General features: G+C 63.2%; 34 protein-coding genes and 1 pseudogene. 22 read left to right on the forward strand and 13 right to left on the reverse strand.

The window, feature by feature from the left end:
• Window positions 1-154: 154 nt before the first annotated feature.
• Both SynBMKMC1_RS01520 and SynBMKMC1_RS01525 read left to right on the forward strand, forming a co-directional pair.
• Window positions 155-1,087: an IS481 family transposase gene (locus SynBMKMC1_RS01520; RefSeq protein ID WP_186472480.1), complete on the forward strand. Its 933-nt coding sequence runs from the start codon at window positions 155-157 to the stop codon at window positions 1,085-1,087.
• Window positions 1,088-1,146: 59 nt separating this feature from the next.
• Window positions 1,147-2,403 carry a glycosyltransferase WbuB gene (locus tag SynBMKMC1_RS01525; RefSeq protein ID WP_186472481.1) on the forward strand — a complete coding sequence of 419 codons (1,257 nt, stop codon included), beginning with the start codon at window positions 1,147-1,149 and terminating at the stop codon, window positions 2,401-2,403.
• 59 nt (window positions 2,404-2,462) lie between these two features.
• Here the strand turns inward: SynBMKMC1_RS01525 and SynBMKMC1_RS01530 are convergent, their stop codons facing one another.
• Window positions 2,463-2,846 carry a HipA domain-containing protein gene (locus SynBMKMC1_RS01530; RefSeq protein WP_186472482.1) on the reverse strand — a complete coding sequence of 128 codons (384 nt, stop codon included), beginning with the start codon at window positions 2,844-2,846 and terminating at the stop codon, window positions 2,463-2,465.
• Window positions 2,847-3,064: 218 nt separating this feature from the next.
• Window positions 3,065-3,559, reverse strand: coding sequence for an NUDIX hydrolase (locus SynBMKMC1_RS01535; RefSeq protein WP_186472483.1), 495 nt, complete (start codon window positions 3,557-3,559; stop codon window positions 3,065-3,067).
• A 111-nt stretch (window positions 3,560-3,670) separates the two neighbouring features.
• On the opposite strand from SynBMKMC1_RS01535, the gene SynBMKMC1_RS01540 reads away from it, so the two are divergent.
• From SynBMKMC1_RS01540 to SynBMKMC1_RS01585, 11 genes and pseudogenes are all read left to right on the forward strand, one after another.
• Complete coding sequence (locus SynBMKMC1_RS01540; RefSeq protein WP_186472484.1) at window positions 3,671-4,420, forward strand: hypothetical protein; 750 nt, start codon at window positions 3,671-3,673, stop codon at window positions 4,418-4,420.
• A 15-nt stretch (window positions 4,421-4,435) separates the two neighbouring features.
• Complete coding sequence (locus tag SynBMKMC1_RS14580; protein WP_255486254.1) at window positions 4,436-4,690, forward strand: hypothetical protein; 255 nt, start codon at window positions 4,436-4,438, stop codon at window positions 4,688-4,690.
• Window positions 4,671-5,072, forward strand: coding sequence for a nucleoside-diphosphate sugar epimerase/dehydratase (locus SynBMKMC1_RS14585; RefSeq protein ID WP_255486255.1), 402 nt, complete (start codon window positions 4,671-4,673; stop codon window positions 5,070-5,072). Before SynBMKMC1_RS14580 ends, SynBMKMC1_RS14585 begins: the two co-directional genes overlap by 20 nt.
• A 285-nt stretch (window positions 5,073-5,357) precedes the next feature.
• Window positions 5,358-5,729: a hypothetical protein gene (locus SynBMKMC1_RS01550; protein ID WP_186472485.1), complete on the forward strand. Its 372-nt coding sequence runs from the start codon at window positions 5,358-5,360 to the stop codon at window positions 5,727-5,729.
• Window positions 5,730-6,356: 627 nt separating this feature from the next.
• Window positions 6,357-6,773 (forward strand): nucleotidyltransferase substrate binding protein, encoded by a 417-nt coding sequence (locus tag SynBMKMC1_RS01555; protein ID WP_186472486.1) that lies wholly within the window; start codon window positions 6,357-6,359, stop codon window positions 6,771-6,773.
• Window positions 6,773-7,096: a nucleotidyltransferase domain-containing protein gene (locus SynBMKMC1_RS01560; protein WP_186472487.1), complete on the forward strand. Its 324-nt coding sequence runs from the start codon at window positions 6,773-6,775 to the stop codon at window positions 7,094-7,096. Before SynBMKMC1_RS01555 ends, SynBMKMC1_RS01560 begins: the two co-directional genes overlap by 1 nt.
• 78 nt (window positions 7,097-7,174) lie before the next feature.
• Window positions 7,175-7,532, forward strand: a pseudogene (locus SynBMKMC1_RS01565) (NADPH-dependent 7-cyano-7-deazaguanine reductase QueF).
• A 461-nt stretch (window positions 7,533-7,993) separates the two neighbouring features.
• Window positions 7,994-8,893, forward strand: a complete 900-nt coding sequence (locus SynBMKMC1_RS01570) for an N-acetylmuramoyl-L-alanine amidase (protein ID WP_186472488.1) — start codon at window positions 7,994-7,996, stop codon at window positions 8,891-8,893.
• A 20-nt stretch (window positions 8,894-8,913) separates the two neighbouring features.
• Window positions 8,914-9,321, forward strand: a complete 408-nt coding sequence (locus SynBMKMC1_RS01575) for a HEPN domain-containing protein (protein WP_186472489.1) — start codon at window positions 8,914-8,916, stop codon at window positions 9,319-9,321.
• On the forward strand, window positions 9,278-9,628 hold the full coding sequence (locus SynBMKMC1_RS01580; RefSeq protein ID WP_255442470.1) for a nucleotidyltransferase domain-containing protein: 351 nt from the start codon (window positions 9,278-9,280) through the stop codon (window positions 9,626-9,628). Before SynBMKMC1_RS01575 ends, SynBMKMC1_RS01580 begins: the two co-directional genes overlap by 44 nt.
• A gap of 13 nt (window positions 9,629-9,641) precedes the next feature.
• The gene (locus SynBMKMC1_RS01585; RefSeq protein ID WP_186472491.1) at window positions 9,642-10,391 is read left to right on the forward strand and encodes a YdcF family protein; all 750 of its coding nucleotides are present in this window, start codon (window positions 9,642-9,644) and stop codon (window positions 10,389-10,391) included.
• Here the strand turns inward: SynBMKMC1_RS01585 and SynBMKMC1_RS01590 are convergent.
• Both SynBMKMC1_RS01590 and SynBMKMC1_RS01595 read right to left on the reverse strand, forming a co-directional pair.
• Window positions 10,376-10,702, reverse strand: coding sequence for a nucleotidyltransferase domain-containing protein (locus SynBMKMC1_RS01590; RefSeq protein ID WP_186472492.1), 327 nt, complete (start codon window positions 10,700-10,702; stop codon window positions 10,376-10,378). The two genes, SynBMKMC1_RS01585 and SynBMKMC1_RS01590, sit on opposite strands and share 16 nt — an antisense overlap.
• Entirely contained in the window at window positions 10,696-11,124 is a 429-nt protein-coding gene (locus SynBMKMC1_RS01595) for a nucleotidyltransferase substrate binding protein (RefSeq protein ID WP_186472493.1), read from the reverse strand. Before SynBMKMC1_RS01595 ends, SynBMKMC1_RS01590 begins: the two co-directional genes overlap by 7 nt.
• A 92-nt stretch (window positions 11,125-11,216) precedes the next feature.
• Here SynBMKMC1_RS01595 and hisS point away from each other — a divergent pair, with 92 nt between their 5' ends.
• From hisS to SynBMKMC1_RS01610, 3 genes are read left to right on the forward strand one after another with little or no spacing between them, the layout of a single operon-like run.
• Complete coding sequence (gene hisS / locus SynBMKMC1_RS01600; protein WP_186472494.1) at window positions 11,217-12,521, forward strand: histidine--tRNA ligase; 1,305 nt, start codon at window positions 11,217-11,219, stop codon at window positions 12,519-12,521.
• A gap of 54 nt (window positions 12,522-12,575) precedes the next feature.
• Window positions 12,576-14,009 (forward strand): nucleotide sugar dehydrogenase, encoded by a 1,434-nt coding sequence (locus SynBMKMC1_RS01605; protein WP_186472495.1) that lies wholly within the window; start codon window positions 12,576-12,578, stop codon window positions 14,007-14,009.
• Window positions 14,006-15,046 carry an NAD-dependent epimerase gene (locus tag SynBMKMC1_RS01610; RefSeq protein WP_186472496.1) on the forward strand — a complete coding sequence of 347 codons (1,041 nt, stop codon included), beginning with the start codon at window positions 14,006-14,008 and terminating at the stop codon, window positions 15,044-15,046. The genes SynBMKMC1_RS01605 and SynBMKMC1_RS01610 overlap by 4 nt, the downstream gene beginning before the upstream one ends.
• Here the strand turns inward: SynBMKMC1_RS01610 and SynBMKMC1_RS01615 are convergent.
• The 7 genes from SynBMKMC1_RS01615 to SynBMKMC1_RS01645 form a co-directional block, all read right to left on the reverse strand.
• Window positions 15,037-15,468: a hypothetical protein gene (locus SynBMKMC1_RS01615; protein WP_186472497.1), complete on the reverse strand. Its 432-nt coding sequence runs from the start codon at window positions 15,466-15,468 to the stop codon at window positions 15,037-15,039. The two genes, SynBMKMC1_RS01610 and SynBMKMC1_RS01615, sit on opposite strands and share 10 nt — an antisense overlap.
• 142 nt (window positions 15,469-15,610) lie before the next feature.
• Window positions 15,611-15,811, reverse strand: a complete 201-nt coding sequence (locus SynBMKMC1_RS01620; protein WP_011932176.1) for a photosystem II reaction center protein J — start codon at window positions 15,809-15,811, stop codon at window positions 15,611-15,613.
• 11 nt (window positions 15,812-15,822) lie between these two features.
• Window positions 15,823-15,942, reverse strand: a complete 120-nt coding sequence (locus tag SynBMKMC1_RS01625) for a photosystem II reaction center protein L (protein WP_186472498.1) — start codon at window positions 15,940-15,942, stop codon at window positions 15,823-15,825.
• 18 nt (window positions 15,943-15,960) lie between these two features.
• Complete coding sequence (psbF, locus tag SynBMKMC1_RS01630) at window positions 15,961-16,098, reverse strand: cytochrome b559 subunit beta (RefSeq protein ID WP_011932177.1); 138 nt, start codon at window positions 16,096-16,098, stop codon at window positions 15,961-15,963.
• 9 nt (window positions 16,099-16,107) lie between these two features.
• Window positions 16,108-16,356: a cytochrome b559 subunit alpha gene (gene psbE, locus SynBMKMC1_RS01635; protein WP_011932178.1), complete on the reverse strand. Its 249-nt coding sequence runs from the start codon at window positions 16,354-16,356 to the stop codon at window positions 16,108-16,110.
• A gap of 108 nt (window positions 16,357-16,464) precedes the next feature.
• Window positions 16,465-17,475: a photosynthesis system II assembly factor Ycf48 gene (locus tag SynBMKMC1_RS01640; protein ID WP_186472499.1), complete on the reverse strand. Its 1,011-nt coding sequence runs from the start codon at window positions 17,473-17,475 to the stop codon at window positions 16,465-16,467.
• A 31-nt stretch (window positions 17,476-17,506) separates the two neighbouring features.
• Window positions 17,507-17,935: a rubredoxin gene (locus SynBMKMC1_RS01645; RefSeq protein WP_186472500.1), complete on the reverse strand. Its 429-nt coding sequence runs from the start codon at window positions 17,933-17,935 to the stop codon at window positions 17,507-17,509.
• Window positions 17,936-18,035: 100 nt separating this feature from the next.
• On the opposite strand from SynBMKMC1_RS01645, the gene ndhC reads away from it, so the two are divergent.
• From ndhC to SynBMKMC1_RS01660, 3 genes are read left to right on the forward strand one after another with little or no spacing between them, the layout of a single operon-like run.
• Window positions 18,036-18,398 (forward strand): photosynthetic/respiratory NAD(P)H-quinone oxidoreductase subunit C, encoded by a 363-nt coding sequence (gene ndhC / locus SynBMKMC1_RS01650; RefSeq protein ID WP_011932181.1) that lies wholly within the window; start codon window positions 18,036-18,038, stop codon window positions 18,396-18,398.
• 31 nt (window positions 18,399-18,429) lie between these two features.
• Window positions 18,430-19,176, forward strand: a complete 747-nt coding sequence (gene nuoB / locus SynBMKMC1_RS01655; RefSeq protein WP_255486362.1) for an NADH-quinone oxidoreductase subunit NuoB — start codon at window positions 18,430-18,432, stop codon at window positions 19,174-19,176.
• The gene (locus SynBMKMC1_RS01660; RefSeq protein WP_011932183.1) at window positions 19,173-19,721 is read left to right on the forward strand and encodes an NAD(P)H-quinone oxidoreductase subunit J; all 549 of its coding nucleotides are present in this window, start codon (window positions 19,173-19,175) and stop codon (window positions 19,719-19,721) included. Before nuoB ends, SynBMKMC1_RS01660 begins: the two co-directional genes overlap by 4 nt.
• Here SynBMKMC1_RS01660 and yvcK read toward each other — a convergent pair.
• Window positions 19,715-21,094 carry a gluconeogenesis factor YvcK family protein gene (gene yvcK / locus SynBMKMC1_RS01665; protein ID WP_186473274.1) on the reverse strand — a complete coding sequence of 460 codons (1,380 nt, stop codon included), beginning with the start codon at window positions 21,092-21,094 and terminating at the stop codon, window positions 19,715-19,717. The two genes, SynBMKMC1_RS01660 and yvcK, sit on opposite strands and share 7 nt — an antisense overlap.
• A gap of 167 nt (window positions 21,095-21,261) precedes the next feature.
• Between yvcK and SynBMKMC1_RS01670 the strand changes: the two genes are divergently transcribed.
• Window positions 21,262-22,071, forward strand: a complete 810-nt coding sequence (locus tag SynBMKMC1_RS01670) for an ABC transporter ATP-binding protein (RefSeq protein ID WP_186472501.1) — start codon at window positions 21,262-21,264, stop codon at window positions 22,069-22,071.
• A gap of 3 nt (window positions 22,072-22,074) precedes the next feature.
• Entirely contained in the window at window positions 22,075-23,004 is a 930-nt protein-coding gene (locus SynBMKMC1_RS01675) for an MlaD family protein (protein WP_186472502.1), read from the forward strand.
• A 27-nt stretch (window positions 23,005-23,031) separates the two neighbouring features.
• Here the strand turns inward: SynBMKMC1_RS01675 and SynBMKMC1_RS01680 are convergent, their stop codons facing one another.
• Complete coding sequence (locus SynBMKMC1_RS01680) at window positions 23,032-25,218, reverse strand: magnesium chelatase subunit D family protein (protein ID WP_255486256.1); 2,187 nt, start codon at window positions 25,216-25,218, stop codon at window positions 23,032-23,034.
• A 3-nt stretch (window positions 25,219-25,221) separates the two neighbouring features.
• Between SynBMKMC1_RS01680 and folK the strand changes: the two genes are divergently transcribed.
• Entirely contained in the window at window positions 25,222-25,731 is a 510-nt protein-coding gene (folK, locus tag SynBMKMC1_RS01685) for a 2-amino-4-hydroxy-6-hydroxymethyldihydropteridine diphosphokinase (RefSeq protein ID WP_186472503.1), read from the forward strand.

Raw genomic sequence — 25,731 nt, forward strand, 5'->3', positions numbered from 1 at the left:
CTGGGCAGATTCAAGGGCGTCTGTGGAGAGGCTTGGTGCGATCTATGTGCGACAGGCTCCTAGATGTTCAGTCTCAGCAGGTTGGTCAGCTGACAAGAAGGTGTGAGGCCGCTACGGGTTGAGGTGCGACCCACCAACCCAGACCTCACGCCCCATGCATAGCCATCCCAATGCCCGGCTGACACAGAAGAGCCGGCTCAGGCTCGTCAATCAACACCTCCAAGACCGTCGTCCCCTGGCTGAACTGGCTGCAGAAGCAGGGATCAGCCTCCGCTGTGCCTACAAGTGGCTGGCCCGCTACCGCTCAGGCGGTGCACCTTCTCTGGCGGATCGACGGAGTGTTCGCCGCACCCAGCGGCGGACGTTCGATCCGCAGCAACTGCAGCACGCCGTGGAGCTCCGTCATCAACGGCTGCACCTGCGCCACATCGCGAGGCTTCTAGCAGCACCTTTCTCCACCGTGGCCAGGGTGCTCAACCGCCTGGGACTGGGGCGGCTGCGGAATCTCGAGCCCAAACCATCAGTCCAGCGCTACGAGCGGGAGCATCCCGGAGACCTGATCCATATCGACGTCAAAAAGCTCGCCCGCTTTCGAAAGGTCGGCCACCGCATCACCGGCAACCGCCAGCAGTGCCGCTCTACTGGCGTCGGCTACGACCGTGTCCACGTCGCCATTGATGACGCCACACGGCTTGCTTACGTCGAGGTGCTCGCAGACGAGCAGCAGGCAACGGCCATTGGCTTTATGAGCCGAGTTTTGGCTTGGTTCGACAGTCAGGGCGTCGAGTGCAGGCAGGTCATGTCTGACAACGGCCCCGCCTATGTCTCACGCAGCTTTGCCAAGGCGTGCAAGGTCCTGGGCCTCAGGCACATCCGCACCAGGCCCTACACCCCGAGGACCAACGGCAAAGCCGAACGGTTCATCCAGACCTTTTGCCGGGAATGGGCCTACGGGATGCCGTTCCAGAACTCAGAGGAACGCAATCAGTGGCTGCCTCGCTACCTGTCGATCTATAACCGTCTCAGGAAGCACACAGCACTCGGCGACCGATCACCTCAGCAGCGGCTCAACGAGCTGCTCCGCTGATCAACGTGGTGAGACACAACACCTAGAGACCCCTTACATTGTTTTAACGGAACTGTTTTGTGAAGATCCTCATCTACGGGCTCAACTTCCAGCCAGAGCCCGTGGGAATTGGCAAATACACAGGTGAATGGGCGCGTTGGCTCACTTCGCGCGGTCATCAAGTTCGTGTGATCACGGCACCTCCCTATTTCCCGCAATGGCGGGTGCAGCCCAGCCATCGCAATGCCTATGCCACTGAACAGCACGATGGCCTGTTCGTGCAGCGCTGCCCCCTCTGGGTGCCGCGCCGGCCCAGTGGCCTCACCAGACTCCTGCATCTCGCCAGCTTTGCCCTCTCCAGCCTTGTGCCCCTGCTCGCGCAGCGGGCTTGGCGGCCGGATGTGGTGATCACCGTGGCCCCGGCGTTTTTTTGCGCACCCGGAGCCCTGTTGTTGCGCCGCGTGGTGGGCCGGCCATGCATCAGCTGGTTGCATATCCAGGATTTTGAACTGGATGCTGCCTTCGAGCTTGGCTTGCTCAAGGGGCGTTGGTTGCGTGCACTCGCCGAGGGTTGGGAGCGGCGCACCCTGCAGGGCTTCTCGGTGGTGAGCAGCATCAGCACCGCCATGGTGCAAAAACTGGGTACCAAAGGTGTGCCCGCCAGCCGCAGCCAACTGCTCCCCAACTGGGTGGATCTCAAGGCCATTCAGCCCCAACGCGGTGCCGCCCGTAGCGCCAACAGCTACCGCCAGGAGCTCGGCATCAGCCCTGATCAGATCGTGCTCCTCTACTCGGGCTCGATGAACAAGAAGCAGGGCCTGGAGATGCTTGCTGAGGTGATCCAACGCCTCAGCGCTCAGCCCAACCTGGTGTGGCTCCTCGCCGGTGAAGGCCCCACAAAGGCGGAACTCATCCAAGCCACCGCCGGCCTACCTCAAGTGCGCCACCTGCCCCTGCAGCCAGCTGAACGGATGAGCGATTGGCTCAATGCCGCTGATATTCACCTCCTCCCTCAGAAAGCCGGCGCCGCTGATCTTGTGCTCCCCTCCAAACTTCTGGGTATTCTCGCCAGCGGCCGCCCTCTTGTAGCCAGTTCACCGGAGGGCAGTGAATTGGCCTTGCTGGCCGGCCAGGCCGGGCGCTGTGTACCACCAGGTGATGCCGCAGCCTTTGCGGATGCGCTTCAGGAGTTGATCGAAAACGCCGAGCTGCGCGCCCAATGCGGCCGTTTGGCTCGTCAGCTGGCGGAGGAGCACTTCGGCCAAGACGCCGTGTTGCAGCGCTTTGAGCAGCAGCTGCTTGATGAACATCTCAGGCGTCAGCTGAGAACCCGTTGATCACTGCTGGATCAAACAGATCCTCGCGCAGTTGGCCGCCTCGCCCGCCGATTGTGCTCTCAGGTGTTCAAACGCTTCAGAGCGAGTGCGCAACGCTGTTCGATCAGTGCGATGATGCACTGCACTAGCGGTTGACCCGAATACAGCGCTTGCGTTTGTAAACCGCGAGCACAGCTTGGCAGTTGTTTGGCGATCCCCGCAAGGTGCTTTTTCGTCTGTGGTCCAGACAACCCTGCTGCTTTGGCCAATTGCTCCCAGTGGCGCGCCTGCACCTCGGAGAAGCGGACGTTGCTGCCCACCTGCATGGCCATTTTGTCGGTGAGCGTGGGATACACCGCTGTGCAAAGCAGGACGTAAAGCAGAGCCAGGATTCCTCGCTGCTGTTGACAGAGAATTGAGAAATTCTTGGCGTGGGCGTCGTGATTACCATGGTTGCTCAGCACAACAGTGAGAAGCAGGCCTGCAAATCAGGTCCACCCTCATTACCGCTGTGCTCCAGCCCGTGCGCAGATCCGCTTCATCACCGAGCCGAAACGCATGCACGATCTGCTGCTCAGCGCTCTCGTCCTGCTGTGCTCAGCCTCCTGCTGCATCTGCGCTCGCCCAATGCGTATTGATTGGGCGAGCTCTCCACCGAAGATCTTCGGTGGCTGGGTGTTGATCAGCGCTGTTCCTCCAGGTAGCGCCGCAGGTGCGCAGGAAGCACGTGCTGCAGCGCCTGTTCACGGGGCATCCAGGCCGTCGCCACGATTTCCAGCTGATCAGGATTGAGCGATGGCGGTTGATCAGTGGGCTCGCCTGCAGCCGGCCATGGCAAGGAAAAGATCGTCACCGTGTTGCGTCCTCCCGCTTGGTGCTCGGTGAGCATCCAGGGCTTCTGCAGCCAGCTGCTTGGCACGGTGAGTCCCAGCTCCTCCTGCAGTTCGCGTACGGCTGCCTGGGCTGCCGTTTCACCACGCTGCAGCCCGCCGCCCGGTAGGCCATAGCCGTTCCGGTAGCTCGTCTGCACGAGCAGCAGTTGCTCATGCCACCAGATCGCCACCAGCGCCCCTTGCGTGTGCGGGCGTCGCACCAGGCGGTAGTGCTCATAAGCCCAGGCGGCCACACGCATCAGCCTCAGGCGCCGCACCCAGCGTTTGAGCGAGCTGCTACACATCGCGATGGCTCCACTCCGATCGGATTGCCTCATCCTCACCGGCGCTGCCTCGATCGTATCACGGCCGTTGCTGCATGCCCTGGTGCGTCGCCGCTTTGCTGCCGTGCAGCTGTGCGCCGAGCTGCCGGAGCTCGCCGATCTCCAGACCCATCTCTCGGCCTGGTGCGCAGCCCAGGGCTTGCCAACCGCGCTTCGGTGGCTTGCCGAAGAGCCCGAGAGCAGCTTCGTAGCGCCGATGTTGCCCGCCTGGTGGCTGCTGAGCAACACCTTGTGTTGCTCAGCAGCCACCAGGCGGCGCACCGATCCGGCATCGCCGGCTCCACCCTCGCTGCGTGCGTGCAGGTGTGGCGGCTCCCGGCTGCCTTCGATGCCGAGCAGGTGTTGGCCCCCGAACCCCCCGAGCTCAACGCAGCCTGGCAGCGAGAAGCCCTGGCCGAAGCGTTTGTGGATGCCCTGATCGCTGCCCAGCCGAGCGTCTGGTGCGGCGAAAGCTGGAGGGGTTGTGGGGGTGATGAGAAGGAATTTGCAGCTGGAGAGACAGCCGAAAGCTCTTTACTTGTGTTCGAAGTATGCGTCTATACCCATATGCCGCTACCGCGTGATGCTGGCCATGGCTTCGGTTTGGGGGTTGTTGTCGGCGTTTGCCCCTGCTCCATGGATGGGTGCACTGTCTTGTTGGTTCGCCCGACTTGCCGTTCCGTGCGGTCTGTTCAGAATTCACGCGGGCCCAAGGCTCCGCTTCTGTGCCGCGCCACCGCTCGGGAGTTGTTCCGGCGGGGTGAGCTGGCGGCTGCGAGTGCAAGCTCCGTCGTTGTCTGTCCACTGGCTCTCGGTGACACTGTCGACGCAGCCGAGCGATAAGAATCAGTACGGCTTGTGCTGCGACTGGCCCATCCGCTCCATCCCAGCTTTCAGGCTGCCAGCCTGTGGTTGCTGCCAGCGGTGTTGCTGGTTGGCCTGCCGCTGCTTGCCCTCACCGGGCAAGACAAAGCCCTCACGCGCTACGTCGGAAGCCGCGCTCTCTACCGGCTCGCTGGTCGCCATGGACTGTTGGTGCTGCTGTTGGCGGGCCTTGGCGTGATGTTGCGTCTGCCGATGCCGCCCCGCAGCTTTGGTCACTGCGGCCGGTGAGGCCGGTGCCCAGCTCGCCTCGGCTCTGCGCCTGGCTGGCAACCACCAGATCCTGTCCTTTCTCGATGATGCGCCGAGTCTCTGGCGGCGCACGATCAACGGCATCCCGATCCAGCCGCCCCAGGGGCTGAGCGAGATCCAGGAGCAGCTCGATCAGGTTTTGCTGGCGATCCCCTCGCTGCCCCGCAGTGAACGCCGCCGCATCGTGTCTGCGTTGCAACGCCAGGCGATCCCGGTGTTGCAGATCCCCTCGGTGGATGACCTCACCTCCGGCCGGGCCCGCATCAGGGTTTCCAAGCTGCCACCTCATCCCCATGGGGCATGGGGCGATCTGCTGCCAACGCGGCTTTCAGGCCGCGGACGTGGTGGCTGTGGCGGTTGAGGCCGCCGGCCTTGTGAAAGCCACTCGGGAGTTGTTCCGGCTGCAGGTCGTGAGGGTGCTGATGGCGTGTGGCGCTCTCAGCTGCAGGAGGCCCTGAGCTTGGTTCTGGCGGGCTGCGCTTGCGGCCTCGAGGGCAAGCACCGCCACCCGGCAGTACAGGTGTATTATTAAATGAGCGGCGATGGCTCGGCGTGGGTAGGGTTTTGCTATTCGATATCCAGGGCTGAATCACCCTGATCCTGGGCGGCCTGCTCGCGCTGATCACGCTTTTCACGTCGTACAGCCATGTCCACCTCCCCTTCCTCGGCTCAATCGCCCTCAATCAGCAAGTCGGAGTACTATTCCTCCTTGCCTTGGTTCCGCCGCTTTTTGGCGATGCTGAATTGGCGACCCGTTGTCGACTACGAGCTAAGAGAGATCGAGTACGAGCGGAGGAAGATCGAGTTCGAGCAGAGGAAGATCGCGCACGAGCAGCGGATGAAGCAGCTGAGGGAAGAAGACGAGCGGAAGAGGATCGTGCACGAGCAGCGGATGAAGCAGCTCAGGAGCGAGAACGCGCGGCTCGCCGAGCTCAACGCCAAGCTGAGTGCAATCTCGTCCAGCTCCGGCATCAGCTCGACCCCTCCGCCCTCAATGCCAGGCGAGTCCGAGACCTGATTGCGCTGCTGGAGGAGTACGGCGGAATGGCCTGAGGCTCTGTTATCTGTCGCGGCTCTCAGGCCGCCGTCTCGCGAGCGACAAGCGACACCCCAATGGCGTCTGCGCCAACTTCATGGATGGCTTCGCTGGCCTGGTGCTCCAGGCCCCCAGCTGGCCATGCCCCTGTTGGAGGCGCTTGCCTGTGTGTGCCCCGCCGCTTGCATCTGTTTCAGCGGCTGCACCATGCCCGCTGGCCCTCGCTGTGCATCATCAAGGCATGCTGGTGAGCTTCGATGCCCGCATCAACACAAGGGTCGTCCTAGGTGGACAGGACGCTCTGCATTGGATCCGAACCTCGCCGTGATCATCCATCCGGATCAGTCGAAATAGCGCTTGCCGTCCACCCGTTTGATCGCATTGCGGTGCCCAGCGCACGGTGTGAAGCACCTCGGGCAGAACAGCTGCTCCAGCCATTCGTTGCTCAGAGTTGCGTCGCGCTCATCGAGGCGCTGAGTTGTTTTGATGGGCGTATCTGAATGACCTGCTCACCGAACGCTGCCAATCAGCACTTTGGTCTGATCGATGTGCTTGAAAGTCGACACGCTGTTGCCCGTTCACGGGCTGCGATCTCGATAGCCTGACGGTATGACAGCAGATGTGCGCTGGCAGCAGCGTTTTTCCAATTTTTGCCGGGCCTTGGAGCAGCTGGAAGGGTTCTTTGCCCCTCCTTCGCTGAACGAACGGGAACAACAGGGGTTGATCAAGGCATTTGAGTACTGCTTTGAGTTGGGCTGGAACACGCTGCGAGACCTGCTTCGCAGCCAAGGCAACGCCACCTTGCTGGGGTCACGAGACACCCTGAGAGAGGCTTTTCGTTTGGGACTCGTCAGCGATGGTGAGGGGTGGATGTTGATGATCCAGGACCGCAACCTCACAGCACACACCTACAACCGCTCAACCGCTGAGGCGATTGCCGGCAACATCCGCAACCGTTACCGCCTGTGCTTTCAAGACCTGCGCGAGCAACTAACGCAGCGCCAGCAGCAGGAGCAAGCTGACTGATGACTTTCACATCAACAATCCCTGGGCTTCCCCAGGGGGCCTGTCAGCGTCTGCTGGGGGTGATCGAAAAGAGCACCGCAGTGAAAGAGGTGTGGTTGTTCGGATCGCGGGCCATGGGGCGGCATCACGATGGCTCCGATCTGGATCTTTGCCTGGTGGGGGAAGGGATCACCCACACCGATCGGTTGCAACTCATGCACGCCATTGATGAGTTGTTGCTCCCCTGGCAGGTGGATCTTGCGCTCCACCACGAGATGCCCATGGAGCTATTGGATCACCTCAACCGCGCGGGCTATCCGATCTGGAAGCGCGCTTCCGATTGATCCGCTGTTTGATCCTCTCGGCTGCTCAACGCACAGGGCGAAGCGATCGCGATCGCCTGTCCACATCCACACACTCTCATCAGCACTGGACCGACCAAGGGTGGGCAGGTCACCCTTGCTGAAGCTGAACTGATCACCTCCGAGAACCTTAGGCAGGACAGGCTCCATACGGTCTCGAATGAGCTGCTCGAGTTCACCTGCAAGGATCCGCTCTCGGGTTACCCGGTGACGCTTTGTTGCGCCTAATGTTTCAGCCCCCCCCCCCCCTCGATTGTAGGAGCTCGAGGCGATCAAGCTCTACGTCAATCGTGACCGCGACCGCTCAATCTCCCATGAGGAGGTGACCGACCGCATTCTCGATGATTTGGTGGCCGCCACCCGCGGCAATGTTCACAACGTGGACCGTGTCAGCCATGGCACGCGTCAGGCTTGTTGAGAGCCTCGCCTGGCTCGATTGGCTTGCTCAGGAGTGATGTCACCAGCAGCACTTCCTAATTTAATTGATGCTGAAGCTCTGGCCATCTCAGTGACACTCCTTAGGCACTATTAGCGAATGACGTTTAGGGGGATTTGGAATTCAGGAGTTGGGGGTTGAGAAGCGCGATGACCTCGCGCGGACAGACCGTCATCCCGGCTGCCATCCGAGAGCGCTTTGCCTTGGGGCCGTTTGATTGCCTTGACTGGCTGGTTGATGGAGATGGAACCATTCGCGTTGTTTCGGCTATGGAATCTCCCGTGCAGGCGTTTCGCGGGCAAGGACCTGACAGCGGCGCGGCATCGGCTGCGAAGCGCTTGGCCCAGTCCTGCTGCCCATGCACGGCCATGGCGTCATTTTGATGCCTTGTCGACGGGTCGCCGACGCCTGGCCATCCTTGGCCTAAGCACTTGGTTGGCATGATGGCTGCCGTCATCTATTTGCACTGGACGGCCACCGGCTACGACTGGATCCGGCCCGGGCACTACCACTCGATCATCGGCGGCGACGGCCGGGTGCATCGGCTCCATGCCTACAGCGTGGATCTGCCCGCCCACACCTACGGCCGCAACCGCAACAGCGTCGCTCTCTCCTGCGCCTGCATGGGCGGCATCCCCGACCCCTGGACCCTGCCGCCCACTCCCGCTCAGCTCACCAGCCTCTGCACCGAAGCCGCCGCGATCGCCCGCAGCTGGGGCTGGCAGGAGGGAGACATCAGCCTGCAATCGGTGATGACCCACGCGGAAGCCGCCTCCAATCGCGATGGCCGCGTGATGCACGACAACTACGGGCCCATGATCTGGGGCGGCAGCGGCGAGCGCTGGGATCTGCTGCAGCTCGAGAAGAATGGCCCCAGCGACGGTGGCGAGCAGCTGCGCCAGCGCATCCGCGCCCTGCTGCGCGGTGATCCCTCACCCACGCCTGCCGCGCCCTTGGTCTTCAAGGGCGAGACCGTGATCCAGGCCCGTGGCGCCGATCTGGCGGTGCAGATCGACGCGCTGGGCCGCTCCTGGGCACTCGCCGCGGATTTGCTCAACCGCTACGAGATTCCCTACGTCTGGGATGCCAGCCTGCGCCGCATCCTGATCGGGGCCCTCGATGTGGCTCTCACCTACCGTGACGATGCCGTGCAGGCGTCGGTGGGATGGCCGTTGGTGGAACTCACCCTGCAGACCGGCAACGCCCCGGTGATCCTCACCGGCATCCTCCGCCCAGGCCCCAGCGGTGACCGCGCCTGGTGCCGGGTGGTGGAGTTCGCTGAGGAGTTTGGGATCTCCGTGAGCTACGAGCCTTTGGTGCTGGCTGAGCGCCGGGGAGGCTAGTGCCGATTCAGAATGGCCTTATGAATCGTTCGGCGGATTGGTTGCATCAGGCCCAGGCGGATCTAGCCCAGGCCAGCCTCAGCGCAGGGGCGGGCCACCACGAATGGGCCTGCTTTGCCTCCCATCAGGCTGTTGAAAAGGCCTTGAAAGCTTTGCATCTTCAGCAGGGGCAGCAGAGCTGGGGCCACGGCTTGGGGCGGTCTTACCGGGAGCTGCCTGAGGCGGTTGTTGAGCAACTGGCCGCAGCGGTGACGGATCTGGAAGACCGCTTGCGGGTGCTGGATGCTCTGTACATCCCCACGCGTTACCCCGATAGCCTGCCGGAAGGTGCCCCCACCGACCACTTCGGCCGCCTGCAAAGTTCAGACGCCATTAGCCATGCCCGTGCGCTCGTTGAAGCAATCCGTCTGGCGCTGGCCAGCTCCTGAGCAGGTCCTCGACGACGTGCAGGTCTGGGCACAGCAGCAGCAACGGCGGGTTCCAAGCCTGCAGCGCCTGGGTGTGTTCGGCAGTTACGGGCGTGGCACGGCCGCCTTTGGCAGCGACCTTGATCTGATCCTGGTGGATGCCCAGGCCAAAGGCGGTCAGATTGAGCGCCTGCAGCAGTGGCCGCTCGCCGACCTTCCCCTCAGTTGTGATGCCCTGGTGCTCACCCCTTCTGAACTGGAGCAACGCTTGAACGATGGTTCCCGCATGGCCATAGAGCTCAAGCGCGACCTGCGTTGGCTGCTCTGACGCTGCGCCGGCCATGGCCTACATCCTCAGCAAGCTTCTCCCCCTAGCACTGCTCCCCCTCGGCCTCAGTCTGATCCTGCTGCTGCTGGGTCTGCTCGGCCGTTGGCGCTGGCCCGTGATCACCGCCCTGCTGTTGCTGTGGGTGTTTTCTCTGGGGTTGGTGAGCCAGGGCCTCTGGCGTTGGCTGGAAGCCCCCTGGACCCGTCAGCCTGCTGCTGCGGCCTCCGCTGCCGCTGCGATCGTGGTGCTCAGCGGCGGCCGCCATCCCGCCCCCGGTTCGGCGCGGGTGAGCGAGTGGCACGATCCCGATCGCTTCCTGGCCGGCCTCGATCTCTACCGTGCCGGCAAGGCGCCGCGGCTGCTGTTCACCGGTGGCGCCAGCCCCTTCCGCCCCGGTCAGCCCCCGGAAGGTGAGCGCTACCTCCGCGAAGCCCAGCAGTTGGGCATTCCCGCAGCTGCCATGGCCAGCACGCCGCCGGTGGTCAACACCGACGAGGAGGCGGCCGCCATCGCCCAGCTGCTGCCCGCGCGCGCGCCGATCCTCCTGGTCACCAGTGCCTTTCACATGCGCCGCGCCCAGCGCCTGTTCGAGCGCCAGGGCCTCGTGGTGCAGCCCTTCCCGGTGGATTTTCAGGCCCGCGGCGCTTGGGCGGGCCCCCTTTGGCGCGATCCCACTCAGTGGTTCCCAAGCGCCCGTTCCCTCGATGACAGCTCCCGGGTCTTGCGTGAACTGTTGGGACGGATCGTCTACCGGGTGTGGTGAACGCAATCGCGGGCCCACAGCACCTGGCCCGCGCGTTCGATGTGGTCGAGAAGGTCTTGGTGATCGATCAAATGGCGCAGCTGCAGATCAATTCGCCATGGCAACAGCAAATCATCGAGGGCTCCGCCCAGCTCCAGCAGGTCCGCAAGCCCCATGGCGGGTGCGTCGAGGCAAAGATCAATATCGGAGCCCGAGCGCTGACGCCCGAGCGCCCTGGACCCATACAGCACCACACGGTTCACGCTTGGATGCGCTCCGATCAGCTTGAGAAGCTGTTGGCCTTCAGCGTCTGGAATGCCTGGGATCAACATGGCGGTGCGGCGCGGCGTTGAAGTTCCTGTTGCAGGGCCTGCAGCGCATCGATGGACTGGCTCACAATCAGGTCGGCAATCTCTCTGGCGATCGCTGGGTTGTAGCTGTGGCTGGTGAGATTGCGGCTGCGGATCATGGCCATCCAGGTGGTTTCCGTTCCCGCTGGCAGCAGCTCACGCACAACCGCTTCACGCACGGCGTCCCTGGAGCCGCTGATGCCACTCACGCCCTGATTCACCAAAAAGTCTTTGAGCAACAACCAGCTCAATTCATGGGTGAATTCAAACGCCTGAATCAACCCTTGTTGCTCGAGCTCGCTCAAGGCTCGAGTCTGAGCAAGCTGAATGGCGCGTTCGAGTGTGCCGAGCGCTCGTCCGTAATTCTCGAGGCGCTGCAGCCAACGCACATCCGACTCGGCCATTCAGCAAGCGTGTTCAGCTTCAAGCTAGGCGTCTTGCCATTCAGAGGCACGGCAAGACGGCAGACTTCCAGGCAGCGAACGATGGGATGGGCGTGAGTCAGCTGCAGAGCCTGCGCGGCATGGTCGACCTGCTGCCGGAGCAGACCCGCCGCTGGCAGGCGGTGGAGGCCGTGGCCCGTGATCACTTCCGCCGGGCAGGGGTTGAAGAGATCCGCACACCCTTGCTGGAGGTCACCGACTTGTTCGCCCGCGGTATCGGTGAGGGCACCGATGTTGTGGGCAAGGAGATGTATTCCTTCCTCGATCGCGGTGAGCGCTCCTGCACCCTGCGCCCGGAAGGCACGGCTTCGGTGGTGCGGGCAGCCGTGCAGCACGGTCTGCTCAGCCAGGGTGCCCAGAAGCTCTGGTACACCGGGCCGATGTTCCGCTACGAGCGCCCCCAGGCCGGCCGCCAGCGCCAGTTCCATCAGATCGGTGTGGAGTGCATTGGGGTGAGCAGTGCCCGCAGCGACGTGGAAGCGATTGCTCTCGCCTGGGATCTGCTTGCTGCCCTGGGCGTGCAAGGCCTGGAGCTGGAGATCAACAGTCTCGGCACCCCTGAGGATCGTCAGCATTACCGCGCCCAACTGGTGGCCTGGTTGCAGGAGCGCCAGGACCAGCTCGATGCTGATTCGCAGGAGCGCCTCAGCACCAACCCCCTGCGCATCCTCGACAGCAAAAACAAGGCCACCCAGGCCCTGTTGGCGGACGCCCCCACCTTGTTGGAGGCGTTGAGCCCCGAAAGTGCCCAGCGCTTCGAGCAGGTGCAGGCCCTGCTGGGTCAGCTGGCGATTCCCTTTCGCGTGAACACCCGGCTGGTGCGGGGCCTTGATTACTACGGCCACACCGCCTTTGAAATCACCAGCGATCAGCTCGGCGCCCAGTCCACCGTCTGCGGCGGGGGCCGCTACGACGGTCTGGTGGAACAACTTGGTGGTGCTGCCACGCCGGCGATCGGCTGGGCCCTGGGCATGGAGCGCTTGCTGCTGGTGCTCGAAGCTGCCGCTAAAGCCAACCCTGAGGGCCCCGCCGCGCAGCTCACCGCCCCCACACCACCCACGGTTTATTTGGTGAATCGCGGTGAGGCGGCCGAAGCGGCGGCCCTTGGTTTAGCTCGTAACTTGCGCCAGGCCGGTCTCGCCGTGGAACTGGATGGCTCCGGGGCTGCTTTTGGCAAGCAGTTCAAACGCGCCGATCGTTGCGGAGCTCCTTGGGCCCTGGTGCTCGGTGATGGCGAAGTCGAGCAGGGACAGGTGCGCTTGAAGGCTCTTCGCGGTGACGCCGACGAGCAGACCCTGGCCTGGGCCGACCCCACCACCGATCTGCCGCTGCTGCTCAACGCTCTTCAGCAGCGGTAACCTTCCCCAACACGATTGAAGAGAAGATCCTAGATGGCAATGTCTGTGCCAGCCATGCCAGTGCAACGGATCTGCTGCATTGGTGCCGGCTATGTGGGCGGGCCCACCATGGCGGTGATCGCGGATCGCTGCCCCGACATTCAAGTCACCGTGGTGGATATTAACCAGGCGCGCATCGACGCCTGGAATGACGCCGACCTCAGCAAGCTGCCGGTGTACGAACCTGGCTTGGACGCCGTGGTGGGCCGCGCCCGCGGCCGCAATCTGCACTTCTCCACGGCGGTGGATGAGGCCATCGCCGCTGCCGACATGGTGTTCATCTCCGTGAACACCCCCACCAAAACCAAAGGCCTGGGTGCCGGCCAGGCCAGTGATCTGCGCTGGGTTGAGGCCTGCGCTCGCCAGGTGGCCAAGTCCGCCCAGGGGCACACGATCGTGGTGGAGAAAAGCACCTTGCCGGTGCGCACCGCCGAGGCTGTGAAGTCGATCCTCGCGGCCACTCAGCAATCGGATCCCAGTGGATCGCGCAGCTTTGCTGTGCTCTCCAATCCTGAATTTCTGGCGGAGGGCACCGCCGTGCGTGATCTGGAAGCTCCCGATCGCGTCTTGATCGGCGGAGAGCACCCCGAGGCAATCGATGCTTTGGCCTGCGTGTATGGCCACTGGGTTCCCCAGGAGCGCATCCTGCGCACCAACCTCTGGAGCAGTGAGCTCTCCAAGCTCACCGCCAATGCCTTTCTGGCCCAGCGCATCAGTTCAATCAATTCCGTGGCGGCCCTCTGCGAAGCCACCGGCGCCGATGTGCGCGAGGTGGCCCGGGCGATCGGCACCGACAGTCGCATCGGTCCCAAATTCCTCAATGCCGGCCCGGGCTTCGGGGGCAGCTGCTTCCAGAAGGACATTCTCAATCTGGTGTATCTCTGCCGTCATTTCGGTTTGCCCGAGGTGGCCGACTACTGGGAGTCGGTGGTGCAGCTCAACACCTGGCAGCAGCACCGGATTGCCCGCCTGGTGGTGCAGAAACTTTTCGGCACCGTGACTGGCAAGCGTCTGGCGATCCTTGGTTTTGCCTTCAAGGCCGACACCAACGACACCCGCGAAGCGCCGGCGATCCGCATCGCCAAGGATCTTCTCGAGGAAGGGGCGCAGCTCGCCATCCACGATCCCAAGGTGGAGTCCGAGCAGATCGCCCGCGATCTAGGCCTGCCCGCCAGCGAAGCCCCGGATGCCGAGTCCGGCCCCACCCGGGCCTCTCTCAGCGGCGAAGGCACCTGGTGGCCGAGCGCGTCTGTGGCGGCTGCCCTGGAAGGGGCTGATGCCGTGTTGATTCTCACGGAGTGGAGCCAGTACCGGCAGCTCGATTGGTCTGATCTGGCCCAGCGCATGCGTCAGCCCGCCTGGGTGTTTGATGCGCGCTCGGTGGTGTCGCGGGACGCCATCCGTGCGGCAGGCTTGCAGCTCTGGCGCGTGGGCGAGGGTGAGGCATGACCACAACTGCGTCCCGTCCCGTTCTGATCACCGGGGCTGCAGGCTTCATTGGCGCCGCCCTGGCCCAACGCCTGCTCCAGCGCGGCGAGAGGGTGATCGGACTCGACAACCTCAACAGCTACTACGACCCTGCGCTCAAGCAGGCCCGCCTGCAGCAGATCGAAGCCGTGGCACCTCCTGGGGCCTGGCGCTTCTGCCATCAAGCGCTGGAAGCCGCGGATGCCCTCAACGCTTTGTTCGCGCAGGAGAAGCCGCGGGTGGTGGTGAATCTGGCCGCCCAGGCGGGGGTGCGCTACTCCCTTGAGAATCCTGCGGCCTACATCCAGAGCAATCTGGTGGGCTTCGGCAACATCCTCGAAGGCTGCCGGCATCACGGGGTGGAGAACCTGGTGTACGCCTCCAGCAGTTCGGTCTACGGCGGCAACCGCAACCTGCCCTTCCATGAGCAGCAGCCGGTGAACCATCCGGTGAGCCTGTATGCGGCCAGCAAGAAGGCCAACGAGTTGATGGCCCACACCTACAGCCATCTCTATGGGCTGCCGGCCACAGGTCTGCGCTTCTTCACTGTCTATGGCCCCTGGGGCCGTCCGGACATGGCGCCGATGCTGTTCGCCAAGGCGATCCTGGCGGGTGAGCCGATCAAGGTGTTCAACCACGGCAAGATGCAGCGCGATTTCACCTACATCGACGACATCGTGGAGGGGGTGCTGCGCTGCTGCGACAAGCCCGCTACCGCCAACCCCAGCTTTGATCCCCTGGATCCCGATCCGGCCACGGCGGCGGCGCCCCATCGGGTGTTCAACATCGGCAACAGCCAACCAACAGAACTGCTGCGCTTCATCGAGGTGATGGAGCAGGCCCTGGGGCGTGAGGCGATCAAAAACTTTCAGCCGATGCAGCCGGGGGATGTTGTTGCCACCGCCGCCGACACCACGGCCCTGGAGGCCTGGGTGGGCTTCAAGCCGTCCACGCCGATCGAAGTCGGTGTGGAGCACTTTGCCCGCTGGTACCGCAACGTTTACAGCGTTCAGTCGTAAAAGCGTTTGCCATCTACCCGCTTCTGGCGGTGGCGTCGTGCGGCGTTGCGGGTGAATTCACTCACCGTTGGGTTGGCGGCAATCGGATCCACATGGGCCACTTGCTCCCAGAGCTCCCGTGGGGCCCAGCGCACTGTGTGCAGCACACGGTCGTGTTTGGTGATGTGGCACCAGTGCAGGCTGCCGCACAACGGGCAATACAACTCCTCCAGCCATTCGTTACTGAGAACGAGCACGGGGTGGGCGTTGATGATCAGCTGGGCACGTTTGGCCGACACGCCCCGTTGTTGCAACTGCTGGGGGCTGAGCAGGTGCAGAAAGTACTTTTTGCCGTTGCCCTCGATGCGTTGCTCCGGGTGCGCTGGGCAGAACAGCTCGCGTTTTTTGGGACGTCGTTGACGACGGGGTTCTGTGCTGACCATTGGGGCCCTTTGCTACCAAAAAAATTAAGTGAGTAGGCTGCTGGAGCACAAGCACAAAGGCCTGAGCTTTGCCTTGACGGGACCCACAAAAAAGCCCCCAGCAGCGTCGCCGGAGGCTGTTCAGAGTCCGATTGAAAGGCGATCAGGCGGAACCAACGCCGGTGTAGGAGCCGTAGAAGAACAGTCCCACCACGAACAGCACGGCCATACCGCCAGCGGTGGCTACCAGCCAGAGGGGCAGGGTGCCTTCGGTCCAACGGGAACGCCAAGCGACAGCGGGGCGGCCGTCGGGAAGACGATCGGGGATACGTCCGTCAGGAAGACCTGATTTCTTACCACTCATGATTGGAGTCCTCAGTTGAAGAAGTAGCTGGAGAAGAGGATGCCCGTGGTGAACACCAGCAACAAGCCGAGGTAGAGGCTTGTGCGGTTCAGCTCAACCGGCAGGTTGTTGGGGTTGGGATTGCGCTCCATGGGATGTCAGGAAGGGGATCAGCGTCGGATGAACTGCATGGCGGCCAGCGCGCCCAGGAAAAACACGGTGGGAACGCCGAGGGTGTGAACGGCAAGCCAGCGCACCGTGAAGATTGGATAGTTGCGCGGCGTGGAGGTGGCGGGGGATTGGGTCATGGTTCAGCCTTATTGCAGACGGTCGTCGAGTTGGGACTTGCCCTCGTAGCGCTGGCTCACGACCGGAGCTTTGCTTTCGGTGGCCTGGAAGTAGGCGTCAGGACGGGGAGTTCCGAAAGCGTCGTAGGCCAGGCCGGTGGACACAAACAGGAATCCCGCCAGGAAGATGGAGGGCAGTGTGATGGCGTGGATCACCCAATAGCGGATGCTGGTGATGATCTCAAAAAACGGGCGTTCCCCGGTGGAGCCGGCGGCCATGACTTCGGGCGTATCAGCTCGGTGATCCTAGGGGTAGGGCTCCGGCCATTGCGGCCGGGACCGTCCCATGGTTACGAAGCGTTGTTCGGCTGCGCTTGATCCCCGTCCTCAGCTCACCGCCGTCCAGTGCAGCAGCAAGCCACGCTCCCCAAGGAGGAAGGCGTGCTCCTGCCCCTGGCTGTCATTGAACACAAAGCGGTTGAAATTGGTCGGTGCTTGCCGACTTTCGGGATCGCGCTCCCAGCTGTCACCTCCATCACGGCTCACCAGCAGGGTGCCGTTGCCGCCCCCGGCCCAGATGGCACCGTCCTTCGACCAGGCCATGTCCATATACCCATAACCGTTGGTGATGGGGATGATCGGCTTGCTCCAGCTCTCGAAGTCCTCAGCATTGTCATTGAGACGGATCTGTGCGCCCCGAGCCACCATCCAGAGGTGTCCATCGGGCTGGTAGCCAATGCTCTGCAGCCTCTGGCTGCTCACACGCTGGTGCACTTGCCACACGTCTTGGCCAGGCGTCCAGGTGGCATAGAAATTGCCCAGACTGCTCACACTCACGTAGCTGCCATCGGCACCACGGCGCAGGTCGCGGACTGCTCCAGCGGCGTCGCTCACCTTCGCTTCCCAGCTGCCGCCGCCGTCGCGGGTGCGGTAGACCGCGCCCACGTTGGTGGCCAACTCGGCACTGTCAGGGCCCAGAGCGGTAATCAGGTAAGGCTCGCCTGGAAGTTTGGTATCCAGGAACAAGCGAGTCCAGTTCTGGCCGCCGTCGGTGGTGTGCATCAGCAGGCCAGGCTGCCCGGCAATCCAGCCGTCGTCTCCCTCAAAAGCGATGCTGAGCAGGCGGAAGTTTTCCTCGTCGGGGAGATCAAGGCTGCGTTCGTTCCAGCTCGATCCACCATCGTTGGTTTCCAGGATCAAGCGGTTGCTGCCCACCAGAAAGCCATGATCAGCGCTGGTGAACGCCACATCCAAGGGATTGGCGTCGGTGTTGAGGTCCACCACCTGCCAGGGACTGCTCGTGGCCACGGGAACCCGGGTGGTGACACAGCCTCCGAGACCGAAGCCGATGCAGGCCACCAGCACGAGCTGGATCAGGGGTTTGAGCAAGGAAGACATACCGGGCACGGAAAACAACGGGGCAACGCGATCAGCGCAGGGAATAGAGCGAAAGGAAAAAGGCAAAGCCGAGGAGCAGGCCGCCGAAGATCAGAACATTCTTCTGCCCGGGGGTCAGGCGATTGACCCCCAGGCCGTAATTGAGGTTCTCCTCGAAGCCGCTGGCCTTGGAACGGGGGCCGATGTCGCGGAAAGCACCAACCCTGCTGCGGCAAACCGGGCAGCGGAAACTGGCGGCATCCAGATCTTCAAAGGCAGTGCCAGTGGGGATCGCCAGCTTCTTCACGCCTTCGTCGGGGTCGTACACATAGCCGCAACTGCGGCATTCAAAACGGTGCGTGCGTGGATCACTTGCCTCGGCGAGCGTCTGCTCAGCGGGCGTCTCAGGAGCTTTCTGAGGGGCTTCGGATTCAGCGTCTGCAGCCACAACGTTCTCTGGGGCCTGTGGTTCGTCGCTCACCGTCGCTCATCCGGGCTGCATCACTCTATCGGCGTGATCAGGGCAAACGTCAGATGGTGGCTGCAAATGCCAGACTGGCCCGCAGATCGGAGCCCCTTTGATGTTTGTGCTTCCGGGATACGACGCCTTTCTCGGCTTTCTGCTGATCGCAGCAGCCGTGCCGGTGCTGGCGTTGGTCACCAACAAACTGCTGGCTCCACGAAGCCAGGATGGAGAGCGACAGCTCACCTACGAATCGGGCATGGAGCCGATCGGTGGTGCCTGGATTCAGTTCAACATCCGCTACTACATGTTTGCGTTGGTCTTCGTGATCTTCGATGTGGAGACCGTGTTCCTCTATCCCTGGGCTGTGGCCTTCCACCGCCTGGGCTTGCTGGCCTTCATCGAAGCGCTGATTTTCATCGCCATTCTCGTGGTGGCTCTTGCTTACGCCTGGCGCAAGGGCGCCCTGGAGTGGAGCTGACCCCATGACCCCATCCACTGATCGTTCTGCAATGGCCGGAGAGTCCCCTTCCATTCAGGCCCTGCGCGATCTGCGCGAGGCCAGCTGCGGTCCTGTGGCCGGTGCCGCCGACGGCGCCCCCACGGTGACCCAAGACCTGAGTGAGAACGTGATTCTCACCAGCCTTGATGACCTGCACAACTGGGCCCGTTTGAGCAGCCTCTGGCCGCTTCTTTATGGCACGGCCTGCTGTTTCATCGAATTTGCAGCGCTGCTCGGGTCGCGATTTGATTTCGACCGTTTCGGTCTTGTGCCCCGCAGCTCACCGCGCCAGGCCGACCTGCTGATCGTGGCCGGCACGGTGACGATGAAAATGGCCCCGGCTCTGGTGCGGCTCTACGAACAGATGCCCGAGCCCAAATACGTGATTGCCATGGGAGCGTGCACCATCACCGGCGGCATGTTCAGCGCTGATTCCACAACGGCGGTGCGCGGCGTCGACAAGCTCATCCCCGTGGATCTCTACATGCCGGGTTGCCCCCCGCGCCCTGAGGCCATTTTTGATGCAGTGATCAAGCTCAGGAAGAAAGTGGCCAATGAATCCGTTGCCGATCGTCGTCAGCTGCAGCAGACCCATCGCTATTGCACCGTTGCCCATGCGATGACTGCAGTCGAACCCATCGTCACCGGGGCCTATCTCCGCGCCGAAACCCAAGTAGCTGCGCTTCAATCAGGCGCCGGCCTGCCCATGCCCGCCCTGGAAACCGCAGACGCTGTTCAACCTTCTGAGCCCTCATGAGCCCCACTCCTGATAAGCAAGCGAACGCTGATGCTCCCGTGGCTGTGGCCCCTGCGCCCGGCCCGGTGAGTCAATGGCTGAGCCAGCAGGGCTTCGAGCATGAGCTGCTCGAGCCCGATCACGTGGGTGTGGAGCAGATCGCTGTGGAAGCGTTGTTTTTGCCCGTGATTGCCGCTGCCCTTAAAAGCCACGGCTTCGACTACCTGCAGTGCCAGGGCGGCTACGACGAAGGCCCCGGAGAGCGGCTGGTGTGCTTCTACCACCTGCTGGCGATGGCGGAGGTTGCCGAAGGCAGTGCTGACCAGGTGCGTGAGGTTCGCCTGAAGGTGTTCCTGTCCCGTGAAGGGCAGCCCAGTGTTCCCAGCCTTTATGGCCTGTTCCGCGGTGCCGACTGGCAGGAGCGCGAGACCTTCGACATGTTCGGCATTCAGTTCGAAGGGCATCCCCATCCCAAACGCCTGCTCATGCCGGAAGACTGGACGGGCTGGCCCCTGCGCAAGGACTACGTGCAACCTGATTTCTACGAAATGCAGGACGCCTATTGATGCGCACTTTGCTGGCCAGCTGAACCCTGAGGGTCCTTCTTGTGTTTGCGATAAAAACGCATCACGGCCAGGGCCAGGGAGCGGGGATCATGACGCAGGGTGGCGGTGGGCCTGCTGCCCTGGAGCGGCGCTTCCATCACGTCGTACCCCTCAGACAGCAGTTGCCGCCTGTTGCAGACCACGGGATCGGCCCCTCTGGATCGGTAATGGGCGATCAAAGGTGAATCGGTCAGCGTCTCCTGGGCCAGAACGGCATCGAACAGTCGTTGATTGATGCCCAGCGAGGCGAGCTGCGCCTCGATCGCGCGCAGGTGGCCACTCACATCGAGACCGTCGGTTTCACCGGGCTGGGTCATCAGATTGCAGATGTAGAGCCGTGGCGCCCGGCTGCGTTGAATCGCACTCACCAGTTCGGGCACCAGCAGATTCGGAAGCAGTGAGGTGTACAGGCTTCCAGGGCCCAGCAGAATCAGGTCTGCCTGGGCGATGGCCTCGAGGGCCCGCGGCAGCGCTGGTGGTCGCTCCGGCAGACAGCCCAGACGCACGATCGGGCTCGGTGCCTTGCCGATGGCGGACTCCCCCTCGATGCGCTGCCCGTTCTCCAGTTCTGCCCACAGCCTCACGTCAGCAGTGGTGGCCGGCACCACCTGACCCTGCACGGCCAGGACGCGGCTCGAGGCGGTGATGGCCGTTTCGAGATTGCCGGTAATCGCTGTTAAGGCAGAGAGAAAGAGGTTGCCGAAGCTGTGGCCTTCCAGCCCTGTCCCCGAGGAGAAGCGGTATTGAAACAGGCGCGTCAACAGGGGCTCCTCGGTGGAGAGGGCGGCCAGACAATTGCGGATGTCGCCCGGCGGTTGCACCCCGAGCTCGCGGCGCAGCACACCGCTGCTGCCGCCGTCGTCGGCCACTGTGACGATGGCGGTGATGTGGCTGCTGTAGCGCTTCAAGCCACTCAGCAGGGTGGACAACCCGGTGCCACCGCCGATGGCCACGATGTTGGGCCCGCGGTTCAGCCGGCTCTTCGCACGCAGAGCGTCCACCAGCACCGTGTCTTTTTCAGGAGCAAGAGCCTGTTGGATCGAGCCGAAACTGCGGCTCTGGCCCCAGAGAAGCAGGCCGATCCCCACCAGCAACACAAGAGGACCGGTGATTCCGCGGGGCATCACGCGCGTGATCCAGCTCAGGGCTTCCTGGATGGCCCAGAGCGTCCAGTAAATCGGTTGAAGGTCGGCCCAGACGGCTGCACCGAGCAGGGCCAGCACCAGTCCGATGCCCGAGGTGAGCAGCCAGCGCTTCACCACCAACCCTGGCTGCAGCCAGCGCATCGCTCGCCGGGAGCGCAGCATCAGATCGCGCTGCCGCTCCGCCTGCATCGCGCGGATGCGTTCACGGTGTCCGCGGCGTGGAAGTCTGGTCAACTGCGATCCGAAGCGAGGGGTTCGCATCCCTTGCAATCACCAAACTGTACGGAAGCTGGCCCCAATGGCCATCCCCCCGAGCCAAACCCGGCAGGATGGCTTGAGATGCAATGCGGCCTCCAATGAGCCGGCCGAGCGCCACCCCAGCAACAACCCAGACGCCCGTGGTGGAGATGCGCAATCTCACCATGCAATGGGGCCCCAGGCCTGTGCTCGATCGGGTGTCGCTCACCATGAACCCAGGTGAGCGCATCGCCGTTGTCGGTCCTTCTGGTGCCGGAAAATCCACGGTGTTGCGCCTGCTCGCTGGCCTGCAGCTGCCAACGCATGGTGAACTGCGCCTCTTCGGTGAAGCGCAGACCTACTTGCGGCTCGACCAGCGCCACCCCCCGGATGTGCGCCTGGTGTTCCAGAACCCAGCGCTTTTGGCTTCCCTCACGGTGGAGGAAAACGTCGGTTTTCTGCTCACACGCCTGGGACGCCTCAAGCCTGCCCAGATTCGCGAGCGGGTGCAGCAGTGCCTGGAAGCCGTTGGCCTCCATGAGGTGGCCGAAAAATATCCGGGGCAGTTGAGCGGTGGCATGCAGAAACGGGTGAGCTTCGCCCGGGCCCTGATCGATGATCCCGATCGGCAGGAGGGGGCCATGCCCCTTCTGCTCTACGACGAGCCCACCGCTGGCTTGGATCCGGTGGCGTCCACACGCATTGAAGATCTGATCGTGAAAACCACCACGGTGGCGCGCGGCTGCTCCGTTGTGGTGAGTCATGTTCACAGCACGATCGAGCGCTCCGCTGAACGGATTGTGATGTTGTACGGCGGGCGATTCCAGTGGGATGGAACCGTTGAGGAGTACCGCAATTCAGACAATCCTTATGTGGTTCAGTTCAGGACGGGTAATCTGCGCGGACCGATGCAACCCTCCGACCATTAATTCATGCGCCGAAGTGTCCGCGAAGCTCTGGTCGGTTTTTCGCTTGTTGGAGCGATCGCCGGATTTGCCGGCACCATGCTTTGGCTGAGAGGTGTGCGTCTGGGCTCGGAGACCTGGACGGTGCAGGCGGATTTTCAGAATGCTGGTGGTTTGGCTGATCGCTCCCCTGTCACCTTTCGGGGCATCACCGTGGGAACGGTGCGCGCGATTCAAGTCACTCCTCAGGCGGTGAGGGCCACGCTTGAGATCAACCAGGACACCCTCAAACTTCCTCTGCCGGTGACCGCCATCGTGTCGGAGGCGTCCTTGCTGGGTGGTGACGCCCAGGTTGAACTGAAAACCACGGGCACTACGCTCCTCAAGGATGCGCCATCCCCGAAATCCCGTGGCTGCAAAAACAGCGGGGTTCTGTGCGACGGGGCCACGATTCGCGGCCAGGCTGGAGCCAGCCTCACCTCGGTGACCGCCAGTTTGGAGAAGCTGCTCGATCAGGCCGAGACTTCCAATCTGATCCCTGAACTGGTCAAGTCCACCAAGGAGTTCGGAACCACCAGCCAGGAGGCCTCCAAATTTCTCGACACTGCCGACGTGGCGGCTCAGAACGTGGATGCCCTTGTTCAGCAACTGCGCGCTGAGGTGTCCCGAGCCCAGCCCACGATCGACAACCTCAACCGGGCCACGGCGGAAGCGGCTGCGGCTGCGGCCAGCATCAACAATCTCGCCAAGGCCTTCGATAATCCCGAAACGGTGAGTGATCTCAAGCAGACCGTCACCAACGCCAAGCAGCTCACGGCCCGCATCGACGCCGTGGGTGGCGACATCGAACAGCTCACCGACGACCGTCAGTTCATGCAAGGGCTGCGCAGCGTGATGATCGGTCTGGGCGCCTTTTTTGATGAGGTGTATCCAGCCAAGACCGGCACCTCGAACTGACCGTTCAGAGTTAGGTCCCCGCATCCGTTAGGTCACCGCATTGATGGCCTCCATGGCGACGGCGGCAATGGCCTGATCGCTGGCCTTGGGCAGCTGCACATATTTGCCACCCGCTGCTTCGGCAAGGTCTTTGCCCATGCCGCTGCCAATGAACTTGCGCTCGGTGTCGATCACCAGCAGCTTGATCCCCAGCATCCGGTAGCGACCCGCCACATCGAGAACCTCCTGCTTGAGATCGGGCTTCTCCTCTCCTTCAAGCTCCGGCTGGCCCAGGGACGTGCTGAGGGGGACGTTGCCGCGTCCATCCGTGATCGCCACCACCACCACTTGCCCAAGATCGCCCGTGGCCAAAGCATTGGCACCAACGCGCGCCGCCTGGGTGAGCCCATGGGCGAGGGGGGAGCCGCCGCCGCAGGGCATCGATTCCAGCCGCCGGCGGGCGGCCGTGATCGAACGGGTGGGCGGCAGCAATACTTCGGCCTGATCGCCGCGGAAGGGAATCAGAGCCACTTCATCGCGGTTTTCATAGGCCTCAGTGAGCAGCCTGATCACTGCTCCCTTGGCGCTCTGCATCCGGTTCAGAGCCATCGATCCGCTGGCATCCACCAGGAAGATCACCAACGCTCCAGCTTGTCGCTGCAGCAGTTTGGCGCGCAGGTCTGATTCCTCCACGATCACCGTGCGCTCCGGTTGGCGCGCTCGGCGCGCTTTTTGGTAGGGCGCAGCCGCTCGCAGCGTGGCATCAACGGCGATGCGCCTCACCGGCCCGCGGGGGAGCATCGGTTTCACGTAACGGCCCCGGCTGTCACTGAGCACCACCGAACGGCTGCCACTGTTGCCGCTTTTGCTCTTGGCGGCATTGAACAGCAGCAGGTCGGGATCGATCGCCACCGCCTCAGGATCCAGCATGAACTCTTCGGGCACCGAGGGTGGTGCCTCATCTTGCTCCGAGTCCTCGTCATCGTTGCTGTCGTCGTCTTCGCTGTTGTTGTCGTCGTTGCTGTCCTCTGGGGGGTCGTTGTCGTCCTCACCGGATCCCTCCGGTGGGGGAGGGGTGTCGTCGCTGTTCTGCTCACCGGGGTCCGGTGGTGGTGGCGGGGTCTGATCGTCGGGCTGCTCGGGCGGCGGCGGTGGCTCCATCTGCTGATCCGGTGGCGGCAGCTGGGAGGCCCTTGGCGCGATCACCAGGGCCACGGCCACCTGTAGGTCGTCGGCCTCCACCTGATCGCGGCCACTGAGGGCCGCATGGGCTTTGGCCACGCGCACGGCATACAACTCGGAGCGATGCCCTTCCACGCCGCCGCGGATGGCTTCGGTGACCAGATATTCGATCTGCTCGCGGCTGATCTGCACATCCGGGAGCCATTGCCGGGCCAGCAGCAGCTGGGTGGCCAGGGCATCGGTGTCTTCCTTCCATCGCTCCGCGAAGCTGCGGCTGCACTGTCCGTGGCTGAGCACCGCATTGGTGATCTCCACCCGCTGTTCGGTGCTCACCAGCTGATCAGCTGAGAGCGCGATGGCAAAACGGTCGAGCAGGTGATCGCGAACGTTCCCTTCCTCGGGGTTGTACGTGGCGATCAACAGCGGCCTGCAGGGGTGGCTGAGGCTCAACCCCTCCCGTTCCACCTGATTCTCGCCCGCTCCCACGGCGGCCAGAAGGAGATTGACGATGCCGTCATCCAACAGGTTGAGCTCGTCCACATACAGCACCCCACGGTGGGCTTCCGCCAGCAGGCCGGGCTGAAACACGGGGCTGCCACTGCTCAGGGAGGCGGTCACGTCCACAGCCCCCACGAGGCGGTCTTCCGTGATGCCCAGAGGGACCTGAACGAAAGGAGCGGGAATCACCGTGGACGCTGGTTCAGCACCGAGGGTGTCGCGGAGGCTGCTGCCCCATTCCTCCGGTCGTTGCGGATCCAGATTGCGGCCCGGCCCAATCGGCACCGGTGCGTTGGCTGGGTCGAGGATTTCAATCGGTGGGAGCAAGGCATGCAGACCCCTTGCCAGCACTGACTTGCCGGTGCCTCGGCCGCCGGCGATGATCACGCCGCCCAGCCCTGGGTCCACAGCAGCCAGCATCAGGGCGAGCTTCAGGGTTCCATGGCCGGTGATCGCCGCCAACGGAAAGGCGCGGTTGGCTTGATCCATCGCTGCTGTCTTGGCCACGCCGCTGGCGACCCCTCCACCTGAAACCATGAACGTTTGCCGGCCCATCGCGTGAGCGCCAGTCTCGCTGATCAGGCTTGTTCTCTGGCCGTGGCGTTGGGGGCCAATCGTCCCAGTGCTGCGGGCAGCCCCCAACAAACCCTGATCGCTGTGCGCCCCCAGCTCGAACAATTGTTGTGCGACTGGGCTCAGATCAGCCTGTCCCGCATCAGCTGCTCATGGTCGCCCTTGCTGGAGACGGCTCCGGTGGGAGGGCCGCCCGGTCAGCCGATGTACTGCAATGCCGTGCTCCTGATCCGCGGTGTGCCTGGTGCTCCAGATGCGGAGGCGGCGCTGGCGTTGCTGGATCGTCTCCGAGCGCTGGAGGCGCAGTACGGCCGAGATCGCGATCGCGAAGTGCGTTGGGGGCCCAGGTCGCTGGATCTGGATCTGCTCTTCTGGGGTGACTGGCGGCTGGAGCATCCCCGGCTGGTGTTGCCGCATCCACGCCTGCATCTCCGCTCTTTCGTGATGGAACCTTTGCTCGCGGCCATGCAGCGTTCCACGCACTGGCGCTCCTGA

It is taken from the genome of Synechococcus sp. BMK-MC-1, assembly GCF_014279955.1.
GTDB lineage: Bacteria > Cyanobacteriota > Cyanobacteriia > PCC-6307 > Cyanobiaceae > Synechococcus_C.

Coding starts and splice junctions, on each gene's coding strand:
- SynBMKMC1_RS01625 (WP_186472498.1), bottom strand. CDS start 15,942: ATGGAGCGCAATCCCAACCCCAACAACCTGCCGGTTGAGCTGAACCGC.
- SynBMKMC1_RS01680 (WP_255486256.1), bottom strand. CDS start 25,218: ATGGGCCGGCAAACGTTCATGGTTTCAGGTGGAGGGGTCGCCAGCGGC.
- SynBMKMC1_RS01620 (WP_011932176.1), bottom strand. CDS start 15,811: ATGAGTGGTAAGAAATCAGGTCTTCCTGACGGACGTATCCCCGATCGT.
- yvcK (WP_186473274.1), bottom strand. CDS start 21,094: ATGCAGGCGGAGCGGCAGCGCGATCTGATGCTGCGCTCCCGGCGAGCG.
- ndhC (WP_011932181.1), top strand. CDS start 18,036: ATGTTTGTGCTTCCGGGATACGACGCCTTTCTCGGCTTTCTGCTGATC.
- SynBMKMC1_RS01670 (WP_186472501.1), top strand. CDS start 21,262: ATGAGCCGGCCGAGCGCCACCCCAGCAACAACCCAGACGCCCGTGGTG.
- SynBMKMC1_RS01675 (WP_186472502.1), top strand. CDS start 22,075: ATGCGCCGAAGTGTCCGCGAAGCTCTGGTCGGTTTTTCGCTTGTTGGA.
- SynBMKMC1_RS01550 (WP_186472485.1), top strand. CDS start 5,358: ATGTCCACCTCCCCTTCCTCGGCTCAATCGCCCTCAATCAGCAAGTCG.
- SynBMKMC1_RS01575 (WP_186472489.1), top strand. CDS start 8,914: ATGAATCGTTCGGCGGATTGGTTGCATCAGGCCCAGGCGGATCTAGCC.
- SynBMKMC1_RS01605 (WP_186472495.1), top strand. CDS start 12,576: ATGCCAGTGCAACGGATCTGCTGCATTGGTGCCGGCTATGTGGGCGGG.
- SynBMKMC1_RS01615 (WP_186472497.1), bottom strand. CDS start 15,468: ATGGTCAGCACAGAACCCCGTCGTCAACGACGTCCCAAAAAACGCGAG.
- SynBMKMC1_RS01610 (WP_186472496.1), top strand. CDS start 14,006: ATGACCACAACTGCGTCCCGTCCCGTTCTGATCACCGGGGCTGCAGGC.
- SynBMKMC1_RS01535 (WP_186472483.1), bottom strand. CDS start 3,559: ATGTGTAGCAGCTCGCTCAAACGCTGGGTGCGGCGCCTGAGGCTGATG.
- SynBMKMC1_RS01520 (WP_186472480.1), top strand. CDS start 155: ATGCATAGCCATCCCAATGCCCGGCTGACACAGAAGAGCCGGCTCAGG.
- SynBMKMC1_RS01640 (WP_186472499.1), bottom strand. CDS start 17,475: ATGTCTTCCTTGCTCAAACCCCTGATCCAGCTCGTGCTGGTGGCCTGC.
- SynBMKMC1_RS01595 (WP_186472493.1), bottom strand. CDS start 11,124: ATGGCCGAGTCGGATGTGCGTTGGCTGCAGCGCCTCGAGAATTACGGA.
- SynBMKMC1_RS01660 (WP_011932183.1), top strand. CDS start 19,173: ATGAGCCCCACTCCTGATAAGCAAGCGAACGCTGATGCTCCCGTGGCT.
- nuoB (WP_255486362.1), top strand. CDS start 18,430: ATGGCCGGAGAGTCCCCTTCCATTCAGGCCCTGCGCGATCTGCGCGAG.
- SynBMKMC1_RS01585 (WP_186472491.1), top strand. CDS start 9,642: ATGGCCTACATCCTCAGCAAGCTTCTCCCCCTAGCACTGCTCCCCCTC.
- psbF (WP_011932177.1), bottom strand. CDS start 16,098: ATGACCCAATCCCCCGCCACCTCCACGCCGCGCAACTATCCAATCTTC.
- SynBMKMC1_RS01570 (WP_186472488.1), top strand. CDS start 7,994: ATGGCTGCCGTCATCTATTTGCACTGGACGGCCACCGGCTACGACTGG.
- psbE (WP_011932178.1), bottom strand. CDS start 16,356: ATGGCCGCCGGCTCCACCGGGGAACGCCCGTTTTTTGAGATCATCACC.
- SynBMKMC1_RS01555 (WP_186472486.1), top strand. CDS start 6,357: ATGACAGCAGATGTGCGCTGGCAGCAGCGTTTTTCCAATTTTTGCCGG.
- SynBMKMC1_RS01590 (WP_186472492.1), bottom strand. CDS start 10,702: ATGTTGATCCCAGGCATTCCAGACGCTGAAGGCCAACAGCTTCTCAAG.
- SynBMKMC1_RS01560 (WP_186472487.1), top strand. CDS start 6,773: ATGACTTTCACATCAACAATCCCTGGGCTTCCCCAGGGGGCCTGTCAG.